This window comes from Mycoplasma anseris ATCC 49234, assembly GCF_000702805.1.
GTDB lineage: Bacteria > Bacillota_I > Bacilli_A > Mycoplasmatales > Metamycoplasmataceae > Metamycoplasma > Metamycoplasma anseris.
Genome location: NZ_JNJX01000002.1, coordinates 21,758 through 43,691, shown reverse-complemented (window position 1 = coordinate 43,691; position 21,934 = coordinate 21,758). Strand labels below are relative to the sequence as shown.

The window sequence follows — 21,934 nt, the reverse complement described above, 5'->3', positions numbered from 1 at the left end:
TGCTTAAATATTTTTACCTTTTTTAAACTAAGCGTATTGTACTTTTGTAATTAAGCATATAAATTTAATTCAATTAAAATTATTTTTTGGTAAAATACATTAAGTTATTTTATTTATAGCAAAAATAGTAAAAAGGAGTAAGTATGAAAAGAACATATCAACCTAAAAAACGTAAACACATTAAAGTTCATGGATTTATGGCTAGAATGTCAACCAAAAATGGTAGAAAAGTTTTAGCTGCTAGACGTGCTAAAGGAAGACAAAGATTAACAGTATCAGACTCAAAATAGTTTGATGCGACTTTTTTATTTTTATTATATAGAAATGCAAAAAATAAATATTGTTAAGAAAAATTGAGAGTTCCAAGAAATTTTAAAATCTCGCAACCAAGTTGTCTCAAAGCATTTGATTATTTATTTCAAAAAAAATGAGCATTTTAAAGTCGGTATTTCAATCCCAAAACAATTTGCAAACGCCGTATATAGAAATCATTATAAAAACCAAATTAGAGCAATTTTAAGAGAAATTGATATAAATAAAATTAACTATGAAACTGTGATCATAGCTAGAAAGAGTTTTCTTGATTTAGAATTTGATCATAAGAAAAAAGAAGTATTTAAACTTTATGAAAGGATAGCGGATGGCAAAAAATAAAAAATCAATTCACTATAATGATTTTAAAGCAACCAAATATGAAGCTGAAAAAACCCCTAAAAGTGTTTGATTAAAAGTTTGAAAATGATTGAAGATCGTTCTTATTGTAATTTTTGCTACTGTTGGTTTGGTTGGGTGTGTTCAATCTTTTACAATCAAGACTAGTAACAAAGTTGGTGCTGGTTATGAATTATATGTAAAAGATACCCAATTATCACCTAATGTTTACACATTGAAATATGATGAAACTACTAATACTTTTTCATCAAATAACGACAACAAAAACATTAGAACAAATACATTTTTAGGTAAAGATTCACCAGAAACCATTGAAAAATTAAAATCATTAAATGAAGAAGCCAAAGGAAATTATTTAAATTACAATGGTGGAAGTTTTGCTTTACAACTTGTTGCTGATAAAACAACAACCAATTCAAATAATGAGACAACAAAAACTGAAGTAAATGTTAATGATTCAAGAGCTACTGATAAAGGCTATGTATATAATAATGGCACCGATTATGTCTTTTTCAACCTTGGTGATAAAGATGGAAATCATGCAACAACTGTTTACAAACCAGTTACAGAATTTAGTTATATTGCTATGCCAAGTATTGAATTCTTTCAAGCAACCAATGAGGATAATTCTGAAACAAGAACTTTAAATAATAGAATTAAAGCTGTTAATGTTAATTATGTTGCCAAAGATTTAGTTGCTGGCTATGATTTAAAAGACTTATTTGCTAGAGATGTTTATCAAATATTAATAAATGAAACTCTAAAGAAATGAGAAGAAAACAATACCTATAGAATTAATGATATTCTAAAACCATATACTGGAGCCAATGTCTTAGAAAAGATTGATGCATTTATTGCTGATTTAAAAACCAAAATAAGTGCTGATATTAATGATGATAAAGGTATTAAGAGTTCAGACGATTACAAAGTTGTTTCGCCTGATGGCAAAGTAACTGTTAATATTCCAAAAGATGCTATTTTAGGCACTGATTATAATAATTTTGTTTTTAGTCTTAGCCGTATGATTATGAACTATAATAATCTATTTAATATTGCTTCAACTTCTAAGACTTACAAAGATGGTGAATTATATCAAATGACTAAAATTTCATCTTTAGGTAATTATTATTCAGACAACAGCCTAAAAGGTTTTATTAAAGATCAAGAAATCATTCCTCAAAAACCAATTGTTTCATATGGCGATTATTGAAAACAAGGGCCATTTTATGGAATGTTTGTATATCCTATTTACCAATTTATGCATGCAATATTCTATGGACTAGGAACAACTGGTTGATCAATAATTTTAGCATTAATAATAACAGTTATTTTAGTTCGTTTAATCACCTTCTTCATTTCATTTAAGTCATTATTCAGACAATCAAAAATGGAAGAATTAAATAAACAAAAAGCAAAAATTGAAGCAAAATATGCTGATTATAAAGACGATAAGAAAATGCAACAAAGAAAACAAATGGAAATTTCAGATATGTATAAAAAAGCAAAGATTTCTCCATTTGGCCAATTTGTCACTATGTTAATTACTTTCCCAATCTTAATTGTTGTATTTAGAATTATTTCTGCTTCTCCAGATATTAAATCAGCTGATTGATATGGGATTCAATTATCAGCTTCTTCAATTAGTAGGGTAATCCAAGGAAAAGAATATATTTATTTACCGTTAATTATTTTCGCTTGTGGTATCCAAGCATTAGCACAATATCTGCCTAAGATTTTGGCGATAAAGAAAAATAAAGCATTACGGATGGATGCTTATCAAAAACAAGCAATGAAAAAAGAAAATAGAAAAAGTAATATTATTTCGTTAGTGTTTATTTTCTTTGGGGTATTATTTAGTGCTGGATTGCAAATTTATTGAATTATTAGTGGAATTTGAACAATTGGTCAAACGCTATTCGTTCATTACTTCCAAAGATCAAACTTCTTTAAAAAGAAAATTGAACCAAGATTCTTAAAATAATAAAATTTGAAAACCGAATTATTCGGTTTTTTTATATTCACAAAAATATATTAAAATATATTAAAATTTATGTGAAAGGAATGGTTTATAATGAATGAAAATGAAGAAAATGTAGTTATATTTGGAATGGATAACTCTTTTGAATTGACCAAAGAAATTGGCGAAGCAATAAAAAGAGAAATTACCCCTGTTCAAAAAATAGTTTTTGCAGATGGTGAGCAATTATTGTATTCTGATTTAACAGTAAGAAACAAGGCAGTGTTTATTATTTGTAATACATCAAAACCCGTTAATGATAATTTAATGTCATTATTAATTTTTATTGATTCTTTAAAAAGAGCTAGTGCTAAAAGAATTAACGTTGTTTTAACTTATTTTGGTTATGCAAGACAAGACAGAAAGGTTTCGGGTAGACAACCTATTTCAGCTAAATTGGTTGCTGATTTATTAACAGTGGCTGGGGCAACTAAGATTATTACAATTGATTTACATAATCCTTCAATTCAAGGTTTTTTCAATATCCCAGTTGATGATTTAAGGGGGCAATTTATTTTTTCAAATGAATTAAGAAATAGAAAAGAAAAATTTGTGATTGTTTCTCCAGATCATGGTGGAGCAGTAAGAGCAAGACAATTATCTGAATTATTAAAAAATGAAGAAGAGATTGCAATTATTGATAAAAGAAGACCAGCACCTAATAAAAGTGAAATTATGGGTGTTTTGGGTAATGTTAAAGGTAAAAATGTTGTTATCTATGATGACATTATTGATACTGGCGGAACAATCCTAAATGCTTCAAGAGTATTAAAAAAACAAGGCGCAAAAAAAATTATTATTGCTGCTACTCACGGTTTATTTTCAAAAGGTTTTGAAATGTTTGAAAATGAAGAAATTGTTGATGAAGTAATTATTACTAATTCAATTAATCATGATGATTTAAAAGGTTTTAAGAAATTAAAAATCCTTTCAATTGCCCAATTTTTAGGATTAGTTATTGAAGCTAATATTCAAAGAAAATCTGTAACAGAAGTATATGATGATTACGGCCAAGGCAACATATAATTTAATTGATCAATATTTACCAAATACTCCAGAATCAATTAAAGCTAAATTATTTGAGTATTATCAATTGATTGAGCAAGAAAACCAAAAATATAATTTAACAGGTTTTTATAATGAGAAATTATTTCTAAATGGAATTATTGAATCAATTAAAATTTTTAAAGAAATCCAAGCCAGAATCTGTAATTTGTCATCTAAAGAAATTCTAGATATAGGTAGTGGTGCAGGTTTTCCAATTATTCCTTATTTTATTTATCAACAAGATTTCAATCTTACTATTTATGAACCATTAAAAAAACGTGTTGATTTTTTAAATCTTGTAATAAAACAATTAGATTTAAAAAATGTTGTTATAAAAAAAATCAGAGCAGAAGACTCTTTGGAATTAGAAAAATTTGATTTTATTTCAGCAAGGGCTGTTTCTGAATTAAAAAATTTAATAGAAATATCACATCATTTATTAAAAATAAATGGCATTGCATGTTTTTTGAAATCTAATTCGTATCAAATTGAAATTGCTAATGCTAAATGAATAATGAAAGAATTAGATATTCAAGAAAGCGTTCTTGATTTGAATACTTTTTTTGAAATTCACAATGTTTTAGTTTTTTATTCAAAGACCAAAAAAACACCCAAGAAATTTCCAAGAAAGTGATCACAGATTATTAAGAAATAGAAAAATGTTTCACAAAAAGTGAAATGTTTTTTCATTATTAGGCATATAATTATTTATTCGCGCTTTTTTAAAAGGAGGTAATTTGAAAGAAATCTTTTTCCTGAATTTATCACTAATAGTATTATTAGGATTTGCTTTAGGTAAAGTTTTAGAATTAATAAAAATTCCTAAAATTATTGGTTATTTAGTTGTTGGTCTAATTTTTGGCCCTACATTATTTAATGCTATGAATCCAACATTATTATTAGTTGGTTCTCATTTAAGAAGAATTGCATTAATAATTATTTTAATGAGATCGGGCTTAGCTTTAGATTTTGGAGAGCTTAAAAAAATTGGAATTAGAGGATTTTTATTAAGTTTTGTTCCAGCTTCAATTGAAATTATAGCCACCATTATTTTTGCTCCATTAGTATTACATGTTGATTATTTAACAGCAGCTATTATGGGGTGTGTAATTGCAGCAGTAAGTCCAGCGATTGTTGTGCCTCGAATGTTAAAACTTAAAGAACAAAAATATGCTCAAAAACATGCTATTCCACAAACTGTTATGGCTGGTAGTTCATTAGATGATATTTTTGTAATTATTTTATTTACAATTTTATTAGGAGTTAAAAAATCATTATTAAAAGCAGAAACAGTAAAAATTTCAGTTGGCATGATCCTAAATATTCCTGGTTCTATTTTATTAGGAATTGGTGGAGGTATTATTTTTGGATTTGCTTTAATTTGAATTTTTAAAAATTTAAAAACTAAACCAACTGTTCAATTAACAATCTTAATTTTCTTTGCAATGTTTGTTTATGGCATTGAAGAACTTCTTTTAAATATTGGGGTTGAATATGCTTCATTATTGTCTGTATTTACAATCGCTGTTTTATTTGCTACTTTTAATAAAGAAAATGCCACGAAATTTTCAGAAGGGTATGGCAATTTATGAACAACTTTTGAGTCATTATTATTTATTTTAGTAGGAGCAATAACTTACATTAACTTTAAAGATATTACAAATTTAAAAGCACTAGGACTAATTGCAATTACAATTATTTTTAGATCATTGGGGACTTATTCATGCTTTTTGAAATCTAAAGCAACTCAAAAAGAAAGATTATTTGCCGTTTTTGCTTATTTACCAAAAGCAACTGTTCAAGCATCCATTGGTGCAGTCGCCTTTCAAGAAGGGGTTGATCCAAACCAAACTATTATTTTAGTTTCGGTAATATGCATTATTTTTACAGCTCCTTTAGGTGCTTTATTAATGGATTTAACATATAAAAAATTATTAACTCGTGAAATAGAACCAATGCAAACAATTGAGAAAGAAGTGGTTAAATCAAATATTTAGCCACTTTTTTCATTTTTATTTAACTCGAAAGTGTTAAATTTTTGTAATTTTATATTCACCAAAAGCAAATATTATTAAAAATATTTAATAATATATAATTTCTAATATTTATTTTGAATACAAATTGGAGAAAATTATGCATAGATTATTTAAAGAAGTATTTAAATCTCTGGCTAGAAATAAGATTACTTTAATCTGTTTAACTATTTTAATATTTCTAACCTCTGGTATTTTTACCTTACTTTTTGATGTTAAAAAAAGTTATTCATCAACAATTAATGATTATGACCGCGTTTCAAGAATTCATGATTTAACTGTTGATTTAGATGTTAATCCAAGTGGATTGGTTCCTAATTCAGGTTTTAATCAAATCGATTTAGATAACAAAACTAAAAGACAAGATGGAATTGTTTTTGAGGTTGCTGATGTTGAATCTAAAAAAGAATTTAGTTTAAATATGCCAGATGAAGATCAAAACTTTATTCAATTAAAAAATAAATTTAAGAACTTAAATATAGATGATGCTAATTTATATATTAGCACCGAAGATTTTGCTTCTTTTTATTGAACTTCAAAAAAACCTAATTCATCAGTAAATTTTGAGTTAACAAAATCAAATCCTGATGAATCAAGAATTAAAGAATTTAGCTTAATTTCTCCTTGAAAATTCACTTTATATACTAAGAAAAATAATTTATTTGTTCCTCTAGGAAAAAAAATTTCAAACCAAATTGGTGATACATTTAATTGAACTAATAAAATTTATTTAAAAGATTTAGGTGAAATAGTTCATTCGCCAATTGGACCAAATGGAAAAAATGAAATTCCTGAATACATAATTAATCCAACTTCATTATTTATTAATGTTGAAACTAGACAAGTTTCTTTATTATCAAGTGATTATCAAGAATGAAAAAATCAAGGTACTTTATTTGTAATTTCCGGTGAAGAATTAATGAAAAACCTTGGCTTTGAATTAAAAAATGGAAATCAATGATATTTTAATAATGCTTTATATGAAAATGCTGATATAAAATTTGAAGACGAATTTAAAACTACTAATAACACACTTTTTGATTTAGATGCCTTAAAAAATGAATTTGTTCTTAATAATTTCTTAAAAACAAATAAAATTGAGGCTGAAATTAAACAAGAAATCACCTTAAAACCAAATATTGTTTATGAATTACCTCAAAGTTATATTAGAACAAAATCAGAATCTTCTTCTTATGTTTGAAATAGATATACTTTGAACTGAAATGAAATTGAAGATGAAGAAAATTCAAATTGAAAAGGATCATTTTTAAAATATATTAAACTTTTAAAAGCGAATGATCCAACAAAATACCACGACTTAAAATATTTTTCATATTGAACAAAAAACAAGATTATTACATATCAAATTGGTTCAAATAAACAAAAATCATACAATGAAGTTATTCCAATTACAATTAATGATTTAGATGTAACATTTAAAAACCCTTGAGATGGTGGAGAATTTAATATTTATAATCCTAATGAATTAAATTCCACAGAAAATAGAAAATCATATTACACAATTAGACAAATTGAATTTCCTAATACTATTGCTTATGAACCAATTGATGATGTAGAAATTGCTAAAATTAGCAAATCAACCAAATTGAATGAAAATTCAGAATTAATTAGAAGTGGAGCTAATAATTTAGCTAGATTAGCAATTATTGATGAATTAAAAAAACAAGTTGGAGAAGAAAACTTAGGATTAAGAGAATCAATTACTGTTGAAACTGTTGATGAAATAACTACTAAGAAAAATGTTTTCCACTTTATTAATACTGGAGATAAGGACTTTAAAATTCAAGGATTAACCCAAAACATTGGAAAACTTTATAATGAACAATATAATCCAACCATCTTAAATAGTTCAATTACTAATAAAAATACTGATGATTTTATTTTAAAACCAAAACCAGGCGATAAAACCTTTAGAAAAATTCCAAGTGATTATGCAACAACAATCATTGAAATGGTTTCAAAACAATATACCCCTGATCCATACTATTTCAAAACTAATATTATTTTTGATACCTATTATGATTATTATCCAAATACTCAAATTCCAAGAGCAAATCCTAATAGTAAAATTATTATGTTAACTATTGCCGATGATGAACCTTATAGTGAAAAAGGTCATACTATTATTGCTGGAGTTATTTATAAAAATGGAAAATATTCAATCGTTGTTAAAGATACTATTGATGGTTTCCAACAAGAAAAAGTTTGAAAAACTGTTATTTTCAATAATAAAGAAAACTTTACATTAGATGAATTACATAAAATCTTAAAAGAACAAAATTGAACAATTGATGGAATTATTGGAAAAAATGGTTGACTAGCAGTCAATTCAACATATCGTAATTCAATGTCATTGCCAATTGCTTTTGGAGCAATTAATTCTGAATTTGCTGTTGAAATTATTAACAAAAAAACCACTGATTTATTAATTGGTGCAATTAAAAAAATTCTTTCTGAAACAGATTTAAAGAAAATAATCCGAAGAGATGACCTGAATAAGATCTTTGATGCTGTACAACAAGCTATTGAACAAAATAATCTTCACATTTTATTAAGTGTGGCAAAGGTTAATAATGAAATCGTTATTAAAACAATTTTCGATGTAATTAAAATCTTAAATCAATCAGTTTCTAAAACAGCCCCAAATTCTTCTCATGCAAACATGAATGGAAATGCTTTCTTAAAAGGAATTTTAAACTACGCTATTGATTATTTTAAAGAACAATATATGCTTTCTGGTTCAACTGAAATTGAAAGAAATGCTTATTTTGAAAAACAAATTGAAACCATTGCCCCAATTTTAGGTTTAGGTTCAAAAATTGTTGTTCCTTATTTAAACATGAGTATTAAGGATTTATTGATTTATGTAAAAAATAAGGAAGCTGTTTTTGATATTTTAAAACAAATCATTGATGCCTTTGATTTTGCTAAATTATCAAAAATTATTGATGAATGATATAACTTACCAAATCACAATTTAAAACAATATTCAACTACTGATGATGAATATTGATCATTATCAAAAGATCGAATTATTATTAGTGTCCTTAAATCATTAGATGAATACAAAATTAAAACCGCTTTAAAGGGCTTAGTTAATCAAATTGATTTCAATCGTTTACTAAATCCAAATAGTAACGATAGTTATTATGCTAAATTAATCAAAGCTAAAGAAGCTAATAATGAAATTCTTTCTGAAGAAGAAAAAAATAAAATCAAAAATTTATTTATTAAATTTAATGGTTATAAAGACCCTGCTAAAGCTTATTTAAATATTAATGAAGGAATTGGTGAAATTATTGATTTATTCAGTTTAGAAAAATTCAATAATTCATTAGATATTTTAATTAGACATATAAAATCTTCAATTATTGCTAATAAGAAAATTTATGATAATTGAAATACCGAAGTTTTAGACACAGTTGATTATTTAAGTGCTTTTATTTCTGGGCTAAATTCTTCAGTTGATCCAAAAGTTACCGGAAAAATTGGTAAATTACAAAATTCAATTATTAAATTGTTTAACTTATCAAGCAAAACTAAGAATTTAGTTGATAAATTGAATATTATTATTCCAGCTGAGGATGAAGAAAAGCTTTCTGCTTTAGACTTATTTGTTATTCCAGCATTAGCAATGCCAAATCCAAATAACCACATAGCAACCCCTGATGAAACTAATCCTTCATTTGATGCATTTAATTTAAATCACATCAACAATTTAATTGCAAAAACTAATAATTTAAAGATTAATCATCAACGTTTCCAAATTACTCAAAATGAATTGAGCTTTTTAAAAAATATTGTTTTAGTTAATGATGATGACTTAAATGATTTAGATGATGTTATTGAAAAACTAGAAAAATATAAAGCTCTTGTTGAAAAATTATCTTTATCAAATTATGGGCCTTTAAAAGAAAAAGGCAATTGAAATTATGATTTTAAAGATGATATTAATAAAGAAATTAAAACATTTGGTGATTTAGCTTATCGTTCTGCTTTAATTAATCCAAATGATCCAAAACATGAAGAAGATGGCAAAATTCTAACTACTTTACATGCCTTTTTAGCTCAAAAATTATTTGGTAATATGTTAGGTTCTTCACAAGCTGAATTTATTAATAAAGAATTAAATCTGAATTCATTGTGAATCAAGATCGCTTATGAACTAAGAGATTTATCAAATGATACTGTTAAAACTAAATTAGATCCAGAAACGGGTCTAACTGTTTCAGAAATTATTAAAGATAATCTTTTAAGTCTAGTCCAAGTTAAAGAAATTATGATGGATATTTTCAATATTGCAAATAGTCCTGAAATAAAAGCTTTAATGAATGCTTATAATGATGTTAAATATGCATTACCAAGTATGGGAATTTTAGGAAGTGATAATATTTATAAATCTAAATTATTTAAATTATCAAGAGCTCATGTTGAACCAAATTTAGCAATTAAAACCCTAAAAGACCAAATTGAAAATGCAACTGTTTTCCAAACTTTATTTAATAAAGTGAAAGAAATGTCAAATAACCCTGATATTGCTAATAAAGTTAAAAACATTTTACTAAGACATATCAATGAATTAACATATAACTTTGGTTATATTTCAGCAGCTGATCAAATGCCAACTTTCTATCTTGCTTCATTAAAACAATTTTTAAATAGTTTTATTGGTGATGATAATTCATTAATTCCTAGTGATTATGAATTTGATGTTATTTATAAATTAGTTTTAGAATATTCAAAATTATCAAATGGTTTAGCAATTATTAATGTTCCAAGACCAATTCTAAACCCATTATTAGCTTTAAATTTCCCACAAATTCTTTTATATTATGTATTAACTAATAATGAACAAGACGGTAATTTAGCCTTCATTGTTAAAAAAATTATGAAAAATCTAGAAGGCATTTCTTTAACTGAAATTAAAGACTCATTAATTACTTTATTTGATTCATTTAAAACAAGAAAATGAATTGTCCCTTCAAAAGATAATGAAAATGTTAACTTAGACTTAAGTTCATTTGCCTATACTTTTGATCAAGGTTTAAAAACTGCTGACGGCAAAGATATTGAATTTTTTGGAATTAATATTACTAAGACAGCCAATGATTCAATTTATAAAATCATTCAACCAATGACCATCTGAAACACCATTGTATATTCAGATTCTGGATCATATTTAGCCAAAGTAAATTACGGTTATTTCAATAAAAATAAAAAAGAAATTTATACTGGTGATTTAACTGAAGCCTTAAAAAATCCAATTGAAATGGAGAGATTGATTAAATCTTTACCTGCTAAAAACAAAATTACTGTTAACACCATTGAATATATTATTATTGGTGTTGATACTACTGCAGATTATCTATATCCAGTTATTAATGAAGAAAACTTGCAAGTAGACACTAAATCTCAAGCACTAGTTTATGTAAACCAAAAAGGGTTTGATAGAATGTATTCAGCTTACCCAACATTTGCAATTAAGAAAAGTGTTTTAGTAGCTGCTCCTAAAGATGCAAAAGGTAAATATTTAGCTAATAAATCACCTGAAGAATTACAAATTGAATTACAAAAAGTAGTTGATCAATATTCAACTAATGGGATGAAAAAAGTTTATTTAGCTGATGAAACTGATTTTTTAAACCCAGAAAGAGCAATTAGATATAAAACTGTTAGATCAATTGTTAAAGTTATTGAACAAACTTCAATTTATTCAGTAATTTTATTAATTGTTTTAGTTGCATTTATTGTTTATTTCATTATTAAAAGATATATTGAAGCAAGAAATAAGGTTATAGGTATTCTAAGGGCACAAGGTTATACTACTGGTGAAATTGCTTTCTCATTCTGTGCTTTTGGATGAATTCCTTCAGGAATTGGGGGCTTAGCAGGATATATTACTGGATTGTTATTACAATTAAAAACAATGCAAATATTCAGCAGTTATTGAACACTAGAAAATAATACAATTCCATTTAACTGGCTTTCAATGTTTATTACAACAATTTTACCAATCATAGCTTCAAGTATTCTGATTTTTATTATTACAAAGGTTTCAGTTAAAACTAAACCAACTGAAATGATGAGTGGATTAGTGGATTTAAATATTGGAAACGTTGCTTCAAAAGTTTCTTCTATATTTAGAAGATTTGGCATTAAAATGAAATTTATTGCTTCTATGGCCTTAAATAATTTCTGAAAAATGCTTTCATTATTCTTAGCATTTTCAACAACTTCATTAATATCAATGTTCTTCTTATCTTCAAATAATGTTTTTGATCGTTCAATTAGTCAAACTTACAAAAATCGATTATATAAATTCAAATTGGATCTAGAAACACCAACTACCGAAGGTGGGCCATATGTAACTTATAATAAAAACATTGTTGAAAATTTATTATATATGCCTAACGATTTATCTGGTTCAACTTCTTCAAATGGAACACAATTAGATTATGATAATCCCAACTTCTTAAGACCAGGTTTTTCATTAAATACTGATACAATAATAAGAAAATTTGATCCAGTTGTTATTACTAAATCATCATTGGATTTATTAATGGATTTAAATGTTGAATTATCTCCTTGAGATATAACTTATGCAAGTATGCCAGAAACTCAAAGAGCTAGAGTTGTACAAATTTTTAACCGGGTTTCAAAAGAAATTGAAGAATCTCAAAACTTAGTTAAAATTCCTAATGATGCTGGATGATATGAAGTTATTTGTGTTGCTGATATCAATAAATATTATGCTGACCAAAAAGCCGGTTTACCAGAAGATATGAGTAATCGAAGAAGTTATTTCACCTTTAGAGGAATTGAAAATTATGATTCTGACAAATCAAGCAATCCAAATGATATGCAATTTAAATTTGTTGAATGAGATCCAGTTAATGAAACTTATTTAAAACCAATTAAAATTTCAACAGCTCGTCATAGACAAGAATACAGAGATTTTTTAATTAATGCGTATAAAAAGATTGATAGTATTGATTTCTTTGTTGGATTTGCAGGTGTTTATTGAAACGAAAATACCAATGAGAAATATTCTTATGCAAAAACCCAAATTAAGGGCAAAGAATACCGTATTTATGGTTATGCAAATGATTCAAAATATGTTCAAATTTATGATGAAAAGAACAACAATTTAAGTGAATTGTTAAATAATTATCAATGGGACCCCCAAGATGCAATACCAGTTGTTTTAAATAAAGTAACTTCTAAAAATTTAAAAATTAAAGTTGGTGAGACTTTTGAAGCCAAAGTTTTAAATCACATTGATCGTTATAACTACCGTGTCTTAAATCTAGAAGCCCCAAGAACAGATTATTCTTTCAAAGTGGTTGGTATTTCAAGTACTTATATCAATAATGAATTTGTTACTAGAAAAGATATTATTGATAAGATTTTAGGTTTAGATAATTTAACTAAGCGATTAAAAGATGCAAGACAATATGAATTGAATAATTTAATTGCTAAAAACCCTCAATTAAAAGAAGAATATATTAAAATCTTTAATAAAAAATACGAGGCATTCAATGGAATATTATCAGTTGATAAAACTCCTGTACAAACCATTGACACCTTAACAACTTATTCATCTTCAGGATTCTGAGGAGCCGCAAGTACTTATGACGTTGCTAATTCTTCAGATGAATCAATTTGAGCATTCTTTAAACGGATTTTCATTTCTGATCCGAGTGTAAACTTTGTTTCTGTGTTTGAACATTTAGTAAATAGTGTAAATGAATCAAGAGAAACCAATTACTCATACAAAGATAAGTTATATGAATTTACTAAATTAAGTGAATATGATTACAATTACATTCTTGAACATAAACGGGATACATTATACAATTACGTCAAATTAGCAAGAGATGCTTTAAATCGTATGTATGGAACTGATACCAATGCAATTTATGGTAAAGATATTATGTTTGGTGCTTCATTTGATGTTAATAGTAAAGATATTGAAATTGGTTTTATTACCGGAATTTCTGAAACTATTAATACAGTTTTAGTTGCCTTTATTGTTGTATCATTCATTATTTCAATTGTTATTTTAATTGTTATTACTAACATTATGATTAGTTCAAACCAAAGAGCTATCGCAACCTTCTCAGTGTTAGGATACAGTAACTTTGAAAAGATCTTCTTATTCTTCTTCAATTTTGTTCCTGTTATTCTATTTGCTTGTGCTTTAATGATTCCAGTTACTTTTGGATTAATCTTCTTATTTAATCAATTTATGATGGCAACAAGTCAAATTGTATTACCGTTAACCTTAAATATTTCAACCATTATTTTATCTGCTACTATGTGTATTTCAGTCTTTACAATTACTTCAATGATTACTTGAAATAGTTTAAACAAAACTAAAGCAATTGATGCCTTGAAAGGAAAATAAAATGCGTAAAAACAAAAAAGAAAAAAAAGGGTTAGAAGCATTATCATATGAAAAATTAACTCATTCTAAGGAGAGTTTTGAAATTGATGATGATGGTGTTGCTATTAAAATACTGGATGCTAAAACCTTAAAAGAATTTAAAAAAGCTAATGATAAACCCCGGAAAAAAGATGGCAAAGAAAAAGAAATTAACCAAGAAAATTTCATTGTTGAAGTTGAAGATTTAAGAAAAACTTATTTATCAGGTAATATTGCCACTGAAGTTTTAAAAGGAATTACTTTTCAAATTGAAAGAGGTGAAATTGCAATTCTATATGGTAAATCTGGTTCAGGTAAATCAACTTTATTAAACATTATTAGTGCTTTGGATCGACCAACTAGTGGAAAAGTTATAGTTAATAATATTAATTTGCCTTATTTATCTGATCGTCATCAAACTTTATTTAGAAGAAAAAACACCTCTTTTATCTTCCAAAGTTATAACTTATTACAAAACTTAAATAGTTATGATAATGTTGAAACTGGTTCTTATTTGCAATCTGATAAATCAAAACACTTAAATATCAAAGAACTATTTAAAAACTTTGATTTAGAAGAATGTATGTATAAATATCCATCACAAATGTCTGGTGGGCAACAACAACGGGTATCGATTTTAAGAGCCATTGCTAAAAACTCAGAAATTTTAGTAGCTGATGAACCAACTGGCGCTTTAGATGAAAAAACTTCTAAAATTGTTTTGAAAATTCTACAACAAATCAACCGTGATTATAAATCAACCGTAATTATTGTTTCTCATGATCCTGATGTTGCTGAAATGGCTGACAAAGTAATTTATTTAGAAGATGGTAGAATCAAAGAAATTATTAAACAAGAAAGAAAATGATTAATTGAAAAAGAACCTTCAAATTAAGCATAATTTAAGTATCGCATTTTGCGATACTTTTATTCATCTTAAATCAAGTATGAATGTGTTAAAATTTAGAATATGCATCGTTTAGAATTTCTATTAGTTTTTATTGCTCTTTTAAGTGTTATTGCTATGGTTTTTAATCTTGTTTATGGCATATTAATTCATTTTAAAAACAAAATTAAATTGACTAAAAAGATTAGAATTATAATGATTATTTGTGATTCTATTGTCTTTTTAGGCTTTATTATTAGTGTGATTTCAATTATTTTTGTTGCTTTATTAGCCAAAAAAGAGCAAATTGCCAATAAATCGTTATTTTATATTGTATTTTCAATTGTTTTAGGCTTATTTGTTGGCTATTTTATATATTCAATTTTTCTTTTAAAAAAGATCAAAAAGGATCGGTTAGAAACTTTAAAGAAAATAAACAAAACAACTTTTTTAGAAAAACATTATTATAAAAACGGTAATCTACATTCCGAAATTCCTTATTTAGATAATTATCGTCATGGCAATCTAAAAATTTATTATTTAAACGGTAATTTATATTCTGAAACATATTATCAATTTGATTTAAAAAATGGACCTGACAATATTTATTATGAAAACGGTGCTTTAGAACAAACTACTTTTTTTGAAAATGATAAAAAACAAGGGCCACAAATTACTTATAATGAACAAGGAATTGAAATCAAAAGAGTTTATTTCTGAAAAAATAAAAAAATTTCATTAGAAAAATATAATTACTTAAATTTAATGAATAAAAAAACAAGTGAGGAAATTTAATTATCTTCTTCACTTGTTTTTGTTAACAATTCATCATAAATGTTAGCTAAATATACATTTGCTTCATTAAATACTTTTAAATAAAGATTTTTATAAAAAACTTTTTTAGTTTGATAATTAACATTTGGAATTCAAGTCTTTTTAATTGCTTTATCAATTGTTCCTCCAATAACAATAAAACCTTCAAAAATCTCTTCATGAATTAAATTAATTAGTTGTTTATAATTTCATCTAAAAAAAGGTATATTTCAAATAAGGTGTGAAACGGTGCTATTTAGTTTTAAATTACAAGCCCAATTCTTCATTTTATACTTTGTAGTGAATAGTTTTTTAACATTAACCGCTTTTGTTGGCAATAGTAAATTAATTTTAATAAAAGGTTGCTCTTCTTCAATGTTTTCACAATCTTTTTGAAATTTAATTTGTTGTGAATGATAAAGATTGTGCTTACAATTATCTAATACAAATTTGGAATGTAAGGTCTTTAATTTCTCGTAAGATTCAAAAGTCATCATGACCTCAAAATCATCTTCTATTTCTTCTTCAACATTGTTAATGGCATACAATAAAAGTTTTTTATCAAGGCTATATCAAATGTGATTATTGTCACAAATTTCTACAAATTCTTTTAATAATGTTCATTTCAATTCTAATCTTTGTTCATCCATAATACCAATAATTATATAGAGAATATTCTATGAATATTAACAATATACACAAAAACCTTAAAAAATGTTAAAATATATAAATATTTAGAAAGGAATAAAATGAGCAATAAAAAAATAAAGACTACTGAACAACAATCACGTAGAAAAAAAATATTATGAGGTGCATTTTGAGGTACTGTTTTAGGTGCTGGTGTTGTTGCAGGAATTACTATTCCTTTAGTTCAAGCTAAAAATAAATTACCAGTTATTGATAAACCAATTAACAAAACAGATAATGTTTTTGAAATCAAATTGCCTAATGGAAAAACAGTTTCTATTAATTATGAAACAATTGACGTTTTAGATAAAAATGTTAATGAAAATAAATATATTGCTGAAGAAATTCAAAATCATATTACTGAATTTTTATATAAACAAGAATATGAAGCTTCTTTAAAATATGAAGCTATTTATAAGGCAGATAAAATTAATGATACTAGATCAATTGCCTTACCTTCAATTGAATCAATTAGAAATGAAGAAACCCAAAAAATTGACGATTTAGAAAATAAATTTAAAGAACAATTTGGTTTTGATAAAAAATGAGAAGAAAAATTTATTAATGAATTAGCAAAAGATGAATATGGTAGAGCTAAAAATAAAGAAGAAGCAATCAATTATAAAGTAACCAAACGTTTAGAATCCAAAGCATATTTAAGATATGAAATGGAAATGAATCAAGATTGAACATACACCGAATTAAAACAAGGTTATGTTTTAGCAAATGATGATGTTTACTACACCATTGATGGTAAAAAAGTGGAAATTGCTAAAAAAGGCGACAAAATTGCTTTACCTTTTGCTAAAGAAAACTTTAACTTTGTTTTACCAAGTGAAACTGATCCGGAATTAAAAATCAATAAACCAGATGAATTTAAAGTGCCACTTTATGTAACTAAATCATTTGTCTTTGATCAAAAAAGCCCTGAAGCTTATATTAAAGAATGAATTAAGAAAAAACAATTTATCGCTTCTGATTTTAATTTAAACATTAAACCTGATGAAAAATCTAAGGATAATCCTTGAATTATTTCTAAAGATGATGTTATTAAGCTATTTAAATATTCAACATATGAAAAAGACGAGGATAATGTATCAATTGAATTAGGTATTGATCGTTTAAACAAATTCCAAGGTTTAAGTTCAATTCTTAAAGAAGATGGATTATCAAAAGAAAATCAAATTAAAGCAAAAAATGATAAAATGGCTTTAATAAATGCTTCTTCTTCATCAACCAATGCTAATAAATATGGTTCAGAAGGATTTAAGAATGTTAAATCTTTAATTAAAAATAGCGATCCACAAAGTTTTTTACCATTAATTTCAATTTTACAAGGTGATGCAACTGCTGATACTGGAATCTTTAAATATGAAGAAAAACCAACACTATTTTCTGATTTAAAAACCAAACTTTTAGTTTTGTTTGATAATAATGTTGATTTAAAAACCGAATTATCAAAATCTGAAGAAATAATTTCAGCAAATAATGGTGATTACACTTATAAATATTCTGAATTAAATGAAAAAGTAGCTAAATACATTAACGAAATGGAAGAAAAAGACTTTAATAAAATTGCTGGTGAAGCATTTAGAGATACTTTTGCCTTTGCTACTTCAACTAATGATAATGAAAAAAATAAAGTCTCAACTATAATTAAAGTTAACAATAATTTTGTTTTAGTTTCTTTAAATGGCATTATTATTAAGAACGTTTTACAATTAAATTCTGAAGAAGTTGTTAATCGAGTTATTAGAAGAGATTTAGCAATCAAATCTAAAGCTAATTACTCAGATGGAATTAATGAAACTATTTTTGATTTAGAAACTATGTTTAATGAAATTTTAACCAAGAATTATCAATTAAACGATTTATTAAAACAAGATTCATTTAAAGCTTATATTAAAGAAAAAGAATTAAAATCATATCAAAAAGATGAAACTCATAAATTTAATGATGAAGATATTAACAAGGCATTGAAATATTTAAATTCTGTCGAACAAGCAAATATTGGTGAAGAATTAAGAAATAAAGCAAAACAAATTGAAGAATACGTTTCAAAAACTATTTCAACTAATATTAGTGCTGATTTCATTTATGATCAAAATACCAAACAATTTAGCATTAGAGGTCATGAAAACAAAGAAATGATTTCATATTTATTTGAGCAAATTGAAAACTTTTTAAAACAAGCATAGGAGGAAAGAAATGAGAAAATTAAATAAAAAATGATTAGCATTATCAGCATCATTAATTCTTCCTATTTCAATTTTGCCAATCGCTGCTGCTTGTTCACATGACAATAAAGATGTTGAAGAAAGAGCAAGACAAAATAAGATTTTGAATGAACAATTAGCATTTAATAAAGTATTAATTACTTTAACAAATAGTTATTTAGCAACTTTTTATCAAGACGATTTAACAAAAAATGGTTTATCATTTTCTTCAACCAATGATGTCATTTTGGAATTATTAACTAACAAGAATGAAAATTCATCTGAATTTTATAAAGATGCTTATGAAATTTTTAAAATTTTTGCTTTCAAAAAGCTTGATTCAAATCCACAATATTTCTCAAATTTAATCAACACCTTTATTCAAGCCGAAATTGATACTACTTCATATCAACCAGCTCCTTATGCTATGCCTAATGAAACTGAATTTAAATTTTTAATGCAACATTCAGATAAATTAAGTGAAAATATTAGATACGAAATTCAAAGTTTAATCCTTTCTAGAAATTATTTATTAAAAGATCGAAAAGAATTACGCGCTTTAGCTAATGATGAAACTGGCAAAGATAAAATTGAATCAAAAGTCAAAATTGACAAAGACAAAACCCCAGTTAAAGAACGGATTATTCACGAAAATCTTGATTTAACCGAAAATTCATTATATTTAATTAAATACTTATTAAATACACCATTGGTTCAATCTTGATCATTTGATGATAATCGTGATATGAATTTACGTTGAAGACAAGGTGAAATTGCTACTTTAGAAGAATTTAATAAATTAGCTGAATATAACCCAGCTAATAAACCACTATATAAGGTTAATGAAGTAGCAAAACGGCCAGAATTATTGATTGCTATTGGTGAAAATGAACATTTTGATTTAACTAAATTAAGGGCTTATCGTGGTATTAGCAAATCCGAAAGTTATACTGGCGAATTATCAAATGATATTTTCTATTTGAAAGAACAACTTTCTCCAATCTTTGGGTTTGTATCACCAACAAACAATAAAGTCTATTCACAAGATGCATTTAAATTTGCTAAATTAATTATTCAAGAAAGAACCACTCCACTTGCTCAAATTATTGAAGCAAATAAGGCTGAATTAATTAAAGAGGACAATAAAAAAGAAGTAGCAATTAGTGATATTGAATTTAAAGATCTAACGAAAGTTGTAGAAAATAATAAAACTTATTATGAAAAAGAAGTTACTTTAGATGATAATCAGTATCATTTAAGATTTGAAGTAGTTTCAGTAACTAGTCAATTAAAGAAAACCAAAGATATTGAAATTGAAGTTAAAGTAACAGTTAAAGAATTAGAAAAACGTCAATTTTTGACTTACCGTACTAAATTGATTAATTTAAATCCAGAAACTGAATCTAAAGAATATAACTTAAACTTATTAAGAACCAATGTTAATTCATTTAATGCCAATACTAAATCATTTAGCCCAAAATACATTGTTAAAATTGTTCCTTTATTTACAGCTAAACCACAAACAACAAATTCAAATGATAAAGAAACTAAAGAAACAAAAAGTTTTAGTTTTAGACAAACTCCATGAGAAAGTAATGAACAACAAAAAATCATTGCTAACAATATTATTTTTATGGATCAAAAAGAGATTTTCAAACAAGCAAATAAATATTATCAAGAACTTGGCTTTAAGATTGATGATAAAGCAATCAATGAAACCATTGCTAAAAAATTAAAATTAGAGGGATTATTATAGAGTTATGGAAAAGGATATATTCCAGAGAATAATTGATAGAGAAATACCAGCCACAATTATTTATGAAGATAAAGAAGTTATTGCTTTTAATGATATTAAACCAGTAAATAAAGGTCATTTTTTAGTAGTGCCTAAAGTTTTTTCAGAAAATCTTTATGATATTGAAGATGAAGAACTTTCTTATTTAATATTAAAAGCTCGTGAATTAGCTTTGGAAACAATGAAAAAATTAAATGCAACCGGTTTTAAATTAATTGTTAATAACAATTCTTCAGCTGGTCAAGAAATTTTTAGAACTCATATTCACATTATTCCCTATTATGAAGATTAAACAAGCGTTTGCTTGTTTTTTTATATAATTAATAAATATGAATAATGAAATCGAAACGATTGGAATCATTTTATCAAAAAAATCTATCAATGACTATGATGAAAATATTTGTGTATTAACAAATGAGGGAATTGAATGAATTTTTTGTAAAGGAGTAAGGAAAATCACTTCCAAAAATAGCAATGCTTTAAACATTTTAAGCATTGCTAATTTAGAATTAATTATATCTAAATACCCAAACTTAAACAAAAGATTAAAAAGAGCAAGTTTAATAACTGCCTTTCCAATTGATGTCAATATGGCAAAAATTCAAGAAAAACTATTGTATTTTTTTAAAAGAATAAGAAGTAAAAATTGTCAAATTCTAATTGAGTGATATTTAGAATTAGCAAAACTATTTAATCAAAATAAGGACAATAAAATTATTACTTTTTTATTATTTAAAATTCTTCAAATTGAAGGCATAAATCCCCGTTTAGATGGATGTGTTGAATGCGGAAATACTAAACAAATTGTGGATTTTGCTTTTTATAAAGGTGGTTATTTGTGTCGGAAACATACAATTAATCAATCTATTATGAATGTCAATATATTGAAAAGCCTTTTTTATTTAGATAAAACTTTTGAATTGTATGCTTCTAATGTCAGCCATGAAGATAATAAAACAATTTTGAAATTAATAACTGAATATTTAACTGAATTAATATAAATATATATTTTTCTTATTAAATTTTATGTATTCAGTATTAAAAGAAAGAAAAACGATATTACAACTAACATTAATTTATAAATAAAAGTCACTTTATAGTGACTTTTATTTTAATGCATATCTATTAGATGATAAATTTTCATCATTTCTAGCAAAAAAAAACTAAAATATATTTAAGGCAATGTCAGCCATAAATGATATGTAGTTTCAAAATTTTTGTTTTTAAATAGATTTATGAAATTGTAAAAAATAAGTGAGGAATAAATGATAGATTGAAAAATAAAATTTTATAAGATAAATGAAGTTATACCCTATTGCGAT

14 protein-coding genes are annotated in these 21,934 nt (G+C 25.4%); 13 read left to right on the top strand and 1 reads right to left on the bottom strand.

Annotated elements, in window-relative coordinates; genetic code table 4:
• Window positions 1-143 precede the first annotated feature (143 nt).
• The 9 genes from rpmH (at window position 144) to T401_RS03325 (ending at window position 15,896) form a co-directional block, all read left to right on the top strand.
• A complete protein-coding gene (gene rpmH / locus T401_RS0100775; RefSeq protein ID WP_033178593.1) occupies window positions 144-290 on the top strand; it encodes a 50S ribosomal protein L34 in 147 nt (48 codons plus the stop codon).
• A gap of 34 nt (window positions 291-324) precedes the next feature.
• Window positions 325-654: a ribonuclease P protein component gene (gene rnpA / locus T401_RS0100770; RefSeq protein ID WP_033178623.1), complete on the top strand. Its 330-nt coding sequence runs from the start codon at window positions 325-327 to the stop codon at window positions 652-654.
• Complete coding sequence (gene yidC / locus T401_RS06450) at window positions 641-2,653, top strand: membrane protein insertase YidC (protein WP_033178592.1); 2,013 nt, start codon at window positions 641-643, stop codon at window positions 2,651-2,653. Before rnpA ends, yidC begins: the two co-directional genes overlap by 14 nt.
• 90 nt (window positions 2,654-2,743) lie before the next feature.
• Complete coding sequence (locus tag T401_RS0100760) at window positions 2,744-3,715, top strand: ribose-phosphate pyrophosphokinase (protein ID WP_033178591.1); 972 nt, start codon at window positions 2,744-2,746, stop codon at window positions 3,713-3,715.
• Window positions 3,690-4,391 (top strand): 16S rRNA (guanine(527)-N(7))-methyltransferase RsmG, encoded by a 702-nt coding sequence (gene rsmG / locus T401_RS0100755; protein WP_033178590.1) that lies wholly within the window; start codon window positions 3,690-3,692, stop codon window positions 4,389-4,391. The genes T401_RS0100760 and rsmG overlap by 26 nt, the downstream gene beginning before the upstream one ends.
• An 82-nt stretch (window positions 4,392-4,473) precedes the next feature.
• Window positions 4,474-5,733, top strand: a complete 1,260-nt coding sequence (locus T401_RS0100750) for a cation:proton antiporter domain-containing protein (protein WP_052169635.1) — start codon at window positions 4,474-4,476, stop codon at window positions 5,731-5,733.
• Window positions 5,734-5,869: 136 nt separating this feature from the next.
• Window positions 5,870-14,197: an ABC transporter permease gene (locus T401_RS06445; RefSeq protein ID WP_033178589.1), complete on the top strand. Its 8,328-nt coding sequence runs from the start codon at window positions 5,870-5,872 to the stop codon at window positions 14,195-14,197.
• 1 nt (window position 14,198) lies between these two features.
• Complete coding sequence (locus T401_RS0100740; RefSeq protein ID WP_274541127.1) at window positions 14,199-15,110, top strand: ABC transporter ATP-binding protein; 912 nt, start codon at window positions 14,199-14,201, stop codon at window positions 15,108-15,110.
• Between the two features lie 75 nt (window positions 15,111-15,185).
• Window positions 15,186-15,896 (top strand): toxin-antitoxin system YwqK family antitoxin, encoded by a 711-nt coding sequence (locus T401_RS03325; RefSeq protein ID WP_052169633.1) that lies wholly within the window; start codon window positions 15,186-15,188, stop codon window positions 15,894-15,896.
• Here T401_RS03325 and T401_RS06440 read toward each other — a convergent pair.
• A complete protein-coding gene (locus T401_RS06440) occupies window positions 15,893-16,564 on the bottom strand; it encodes a hypothetical protein (protein ID WP_033178587.1) in 672 nt (223 codons plus the stop codon). The genes T401_RS03325 and T401_RS06440 overlap by 4 nt on opposite strands.
• A gap of 99 nt (window positions 16,565-16,663) precedes the next feature.
• Here T401_RS06440 and T401_RS06435 point away from each other — a divergent pair, with 99 nt between their 5' ends.
• From T401_RS06435 to recO, 4 genes are read left to right on the top strand one after another with little or no spacing between them, the layout of a single operon-like run.
• Entirely contained in the window at window positions 16,664-18,799 is a 2,136-nt protein-coding gene (locus T401_RS06435) for a HinT-interacting membrane complex protein P80 (RefSeq protein ID WP_033178586.1), read from the top strand.
• A 10-nt stretch (window positions 18,800-18,809) separates the two neighbouring features.
• Entirely contained in the window at window positions 18,810-20,573 is a 1,764-nt protein-coding gene (locus T401_RS06430) for a HinT-interacting membrane complex lipoprotein P60 (protein WP_033178585.1), read from the top strand.
• A gap of 4 nt (window positions 20,574-20,577) precedes the next feature.
• Window positions 20,578-20,904: a histidine triad protein HinT gene (gene hinT, locus T401_RS0100715; protein ID WP_033178584.1), complete on the top strand. Its 327-nt coding sequence runs from the start codon at window positions 20,578-20,580 to the stop codon at window positions 20,902-20,904.
• A gap of 37 nt (window positions 20,905-20,941) precedes the next feature.
• Entirely contained in the window at window positions 20,942-21,613 is a 672-nt protein-coding gene (gene recO / locus T401_RS06425) for a DNA repair protein RecO (protein WP_033178583.1), read from the top strand.
• Window positions 21,614-21,934 lie beyond the last annotated feature (321 nt).